Raw genomic sequence first — 5,208 nt, forward strand, 5'->3', positions numbered from 1 at the left:
ACGGTTCCAACGACTTCAAGCGCACGCTGGATTCGCTCGCGGGGAAAATCCGCGAGAGCTGAACCACGCTCCCACGCGTGGTCTGGAGCATCGAGAACGCACGAGCGTTTTGGAGTGCTCCAGTCCTCTGGGGCTTTGTGAAGGCATAGAGACGTTCGAAAGCGCCGGAGGACCGGCGCATTGATTCGCTGCGCTCACCCTCCGGGCAGCCTGCGGCTGTCTATTTGCCTTCGGCGGTCTTCGACCCGCTTCGCTCCGATTCCTGGACGCTGGCGCGAGTCTGGAGTGCGGAGTTGCATTGCTGTGGCCTACTTCTTCTCCAACGCGTGCTCTTTTAAGATCTCATCGACCATGTAGAAGATGGCGCGGTTCTTGGTTTCCTCGCGGACGCGTTTGACGTCTTCGACTTTCACCATGGGGAGGTTGTTGCCGAAGGACTGGTGGACGTAGGAGATGACGCCGGCGACTTCTTCATCCTTGAGCAGGGGGCCAAAGCCCATCATCGGCGGGGTGCCTTTTTCGGGGCCGTATTTTTTGCCCTGGAAGTCGAGCGGGCCGAAGAGGCCTTTGAGCACGATCTTGATGACGCGGTCGCCGTTGCCTTCGAGCCAGTTGCTCTTGGCGAGGCCGGGGTAGATGTTTTCCACGCCTTTGCCGTCGGCCTGATGGCAGGTGACGCAATGGGCTTCGCGGTTGAAGACTTCCTTGCCGAGGTCGTAGAGTTTCTTGTCGGCGGCGGAGAGTTTCTTGTCGGTGGGGCCATAGCTGGCATCCGGGGTGGCGCGGAGGCGGGCGGCGAGGAGGGGCTCTTTGCCGAGGACGTCCTTGCCCTCAGGCAGGGAGGTGAGCTGCTTCATGGTCTCGCGGAAGCAGTAGTCGATGTAGTAGTCTTTTTCCATCATGACGAGCTTGGTGAGCTCGATGGCCTTCATGACGTCCGGCCCTTTGACAAAGCTGAGCGCGCGGATGGCCTCAAGGCGGACGCGCGGGGCGCTGTCTTTGACGCCGGCTTCGAAGATGGCGAGCGTGTTGGGCACGCGGTCGCTCCAGTAGCCGGCGACGCGGATGGCCTGGGCGCGGGCGCGTGGCTCGGGGGACTTCAGCACGGCTTCAAGCAGGGGGATGTTCACCACGTTGTGCCACTGGTGCACCCACAGCGCTTCGAGGCGGTTGTGCTCGTAGTTTTTGTCCGCCTTGTCGAGTGCAGCTTCCCACTTCTGCACGGCGGCGATGACTTCCTTGGAGTCATGCGTATCGAGTTCCACTTTGGCGTGCTGGCGGACGCTGTCTTCGTGCTCCTTGAGGAGTTCGAGGAGGTTCGCGATGGATTCGCCGTGGATCTTTTTTGGGGTGAGCAGCGGGCGGGCAGGGTAGGTGAGGCGGTAGATGCGGCCATGCTGGTGGTCGCGGTTCGGATCGCGCAGATGGTGCTGCAGGTGGCCGATGAGCATTTGCGACCAGTCCATGACGTAGAGCGAGCCATCGGGGGCCACTGCGACGCCGCTGGGGCGGAAGTTCGGATTGGCCTTCACGTCGGTCTGCAGCATGGCGGGCTCCCAGGTCTCGCCTTTGAGGCCGGAGCCTTCTTCGGTGACCTTGGCGCGGAAGATGCCCTGGAAGCCGATGACGTTCGTGTTCAGGAAGGTGCCCTGCCAGTCTTCGGGGAAGTGGCGGCTGCTGAGGATGGCGGTGCCGGGGGTGGGGCGGGAGGGTCGGTTCCAGAACTCCTTCATCTTGGGGTGAGCGCCGCTGTCGAGGTGGCCGCTAAAGGCGGGGGCGAAGTAGTTCGCATTGCCGGTGGCGTCGGTGATGATGTCGTTGCCCCAGTAGTCGAACACGCGGCCGTGAGGATTGGCGAAGCCGTAGGGCACGTAGCGGTCAAAGCGGTAGCTGCGGGGCTCGAAGCGGTAGATGGCGCCGTTCACATTGCGGATGGGGCCTTTGAGGGTCTCGACATTGGTGCGGTGGAAAACGCCGTCGCTGAAATACAGGGCGCCGCCGGGTTCGTAGCAGATGGAGTTGGTCTCGTGGTGGGAGTCTGCGGCGTCGAGGCCATTGACGATGCGCTCTTTCCAGTCGCCTTTGCCGTCGCCGTCCGTGTCGCGCACGAACCACATGTCGGGGGACTGCATGACGAGCACGCCGTCTTTATAAAGCTGGAAGCCGGTGGGGCAGTTCAGGCCGTCGAGGAAGGGGGTGCACTTGGTGAACTTGCCGGTCTTGGGGTCGATGTCGAAGACGAGGAGCTTGTCGAAGACCTTGGTGGTTGGCGTGGTCTCAGGGTAGGTCGGCCAGGCGGCGACCCAGAGGCGGCCGCGGGTGTCGAAGTTCATCTGCACGGGGTTCACCAGATCGGGGAACTCCACTTCGGAGGCGATGTAATCGACCTTCACACCTTCAGGGGTGGTGAGGTGTTTCAGTGCTTCCTCGCCGGTGAGGTAAGGGACGGGCTCGGGGCGGTTTGGCGCCACGGCAGGCACGGGCGGGAGGTTGTCGTCCTTCACTTCGTAGCTCCTGCCCTGCGCGGTGGCCCAGACGGCCTTGTCGCGGTTCGCGGTCTTCACATCGCGCTGAGCGAGCTCGGCACCGACGATGGTGGCGTTGTCGATGCCGTTGGTCTTGGTGATGGCGTCGGCGTACTTGATGCGGGAGCGCTGGCCGAAAATATTGAACTGATCGACGGTGCGGTAGCGGTGATGCCACTGGACGTTTTTCTCCAAGACTGCGTCGCGGATTTTGGCGATGTAGGGATCGTCAATGCTCGGGGCCTCTTTGCCGAAGAGGGCCTTGAACTGAACCGGGGCGAGGGCTTTGTCGCCTGCATCGGAGAGGTGCACACCGTCAATGGTCAGCGGCTTGGCGGCGCTGGTGTAGAGGGACTGGGAGGCGGCGAAGAGATCGACAAACGGCACGTTGTTGGCCTTGGCGACTTCCGCCATGGCGGCGGTGTAGGCGGCGATGTTTTTGTTGTTGGCGGAGCCGTCTGAGAAATCGGCGCTCTTGAGGTTTTCCTGTGCGATGGGGGAGAGCAGCACCACGCGGGGCTGGCCCTTGCCGTAGTCGGCGCTGAGCTGCTTTTTGAGATATTCATCCAGCGCTTTTTTGAAATCCGCCAGACCGGCCTCGCCTTTGAAGGACTCATTGTGGCCCCAATAGGCGAAGATGACGCTGGCATGGAAGTCCGCGCCGGCAGTGTAGGTCACCTCGGTTTCGCCCACCTTGGTGGTCATGGTGCCGGGCTTCATGTTGAGGAAGTACTCGGTGGTGGGCACCTCATCGCTGCGGGGATGCACGTTCACTTCATCAGCGGCGAAACCGAGATTGCGCACGGTGAGCTCGAGATCCGGGTAGGCCTTGTGAATCAGCGACTCCAGCCAGCCATGGTGCTGCTGCCGGTCCGCCAGACCACTGCCGACGATGGCGATGTTGTCGCCCTTTTTGAGTTCGATCTCAGCCTGGAGCGAGACAGTGAGGGCGAGGAGGATGGAGAGCAGTTTCTTCATGTGGGTTGGAAACGGAAGGGCAGTGCAATACGGGCCAGCAGCGTCAATGTTTGCCAGACAAAGCACAAGTTTCGCCTTGGGCCGAGGGCATCATATATGTTTACTCTCACAGGCGATTGTGATAAATACAACAAATGCCCGTGAAATCCCGTCTGATTTTTGCCTTCGCCGCCACTCTGTTGCTGAGCAACTGTGGTTTGATCGGCACGGCATTGCGTCTGGCTCCTTATGCCCTGATGCTTGCTGACGAGAATGGTAAGGGGACGACTGCCCGCAAGACGCTGGAAATGCGCGGACGCGAGGTGCAGGCCAGGGGAGATCGCGAAATCCGTCCAGCGGCTGGAAGCTCCAGTTCCCACATGGCTTTCAAGCCATGAGCATCTTTTGTTTACAGAATCGCAACGTCATGATAAACACGAAGTTAATGAAATTCGCCCGTCTCAGTTTTCTCATTTTGCTTTCTTCAGGTCTGACCAGCTGCCAAACGTGGGAAGCTTTAAAGAACTGCGCTCCGGTGAAAGCTTTCGATGAAACCGGTGCCGCCATGCTGAACATGCTGGGCGATAACAATCTGCCAGCAGACGGCAAATCTGGTTCATTGCAGGATCGTGCGAGCAAGGTCGAAAGCCGCGGCATCTACGCAGCACGCAAGGCGGCACCCGCCAGTGTTACGGCTCGACAGAGTGTGGTGGCACGCTAGTGTCTGGGTCGTAAGACATGGACTGGCACCGCATACGCTCTGATTTCCCCATCCTTGATCAGCAGGTGAATGGTCACCCGCTCGTTTATCTGGACAGTGCGGCCAGCAGCCAGAAACCGCGTGCAGTCATTCAGACGCTCTCGCGCTACTACGAGCGTGACAACGCGAACGTCCACCGCGCCCTGCACGAACTCAGCAACCGTGCCACCGAGGCCTTTGAGGCGTCGCGGAAAAAAGTGGCGCGCTTCATCGGTGCAGCATCTGAGGACGAGATCATTTTCACTCGTGGCACCACCGAGGGCATCAACCTCGTCGCGAACACCTGGGGCACTCAGAATCTGCGGGCAGGGGATGTCATCCTCATCACCGGCATGGAGCATCACAGCAACATCGTCCCGTGGCAGCTGCTCGCCCAGCGCACGGGCGCGACGCTCAAATACATCCCGGTGCTGGATGACGGCACGCTCGACTCCGCCGCCATCGAAACTCTGCTCACAGAGCAGGTGAAGCTCTTTGCCTTCGTTCATATTTCCAATTCCCTCGGCACCATCAATCCTGCCAAGGAACTCCTTGCCAAGGCAAAAGCCCTCGGGGCTGTGACGCTGCTGGATGGCGCGCAAAGCGCCGGCCACATGCCCATCAATGTGCGCGACCTCGGCTGCGACTTCTTCGTTTTCTCCGGCCACAAGATGTGCGGCCCCACCGGCATCGGTGTGCTGTATGGCCGCATGGCCTTGCTGGAAACCATGCCGCCTTGGCATGGTGGCGGCGAGATGATTCTGACGGTCACCATGGAGAGCAGCACCTACAAGGCGCCGCCGCATCGTTTCGAGGCGGGCACGCCTGACATCTCCGGTGTCATCGGTCTCGGTGCAGCCATTGATTATCTGGAGGCCATCGGCCTGGAAAACATCCAGCGCCACGACCACAATCTGGCCAACTACGCCGTGCAGCGCATGAGCGAGGTGCCCGGCATCCGCATCCTTGGCCCGCAAAACGGTCACC

At 60.7% G+C, this 5,208-nt stretch carries 4 protein-coding genes; 3 read left to right on the top strand and 1 reads right to left on the bottom strand.

Translation table 11 applies throughout. The features are described 5' to 3' along the window. Nucleotides 1-308: 308 nt before the first annotated feature. Nucleotides 309-3,503 carry a HEAT repeat domain-containing protein gene (locus ACIREA_RS26280; protein WP_397385291.1) on the bottom strand — a complete coding sequence of 1,065 codons (3,195 nt, stop codon included), beginning with the start codon at nt 3,501-3,503 and terminating at the stop codon, nt 309-311. Between the two features lie 140 nt (nt 3,504-3,643). Between ACIREA_RS26280 and ACIREA_RS26285 the strand changes: the two genes are divergently transcribed. The 3 genes from ACIREA_RS26285 to ACIREA_RS26295 form a co-directional block, all read left to right on the top strand. Next, on the top strand, nt 3,644-3,880 hold the full coding sequence (locus ACIREA_RS26285; RefSeq protein ID WP_397385292.1) for a hypothetical protein: 237 nt from the start codon (nt 3,644-3,646) through the stop codon (nt 3,878-3,880). Further along, a complete protein-coding gene (locus ACIREA_RS26290) occupies nt 3,877-4,203 on the top strand; it encodes a hypothetical protein (RefSeq protein WP_397385293.1) in 327 nt (108 codons plus the stop codon). The genes ACIREA_RS26285 and ACIREA_RS26290 overlap by 4 nt, the downstream gene beginning before the upstream one ends. 17 nt (nt 4,204-4,220) lie before the next feature. Continuing rightward, a partial coding sequence (locus tag ACIREA_RS26295; protein WP_397385294.1) for a SufS family cysteine desulfurase occupies nt 4,221-5,208 on the top strand: 988 nt, incomplete at its 3' end.

Source organism: Prosthecobacter sp. (assembly GCF_044373815.1).
Taxonomy (GTDB): Bacteria; Verrucomicrobiota; Verrucomicrobiia; order Verrucomicrobiales; family Verrucomicrobiaceae; genus Prosthecobacter.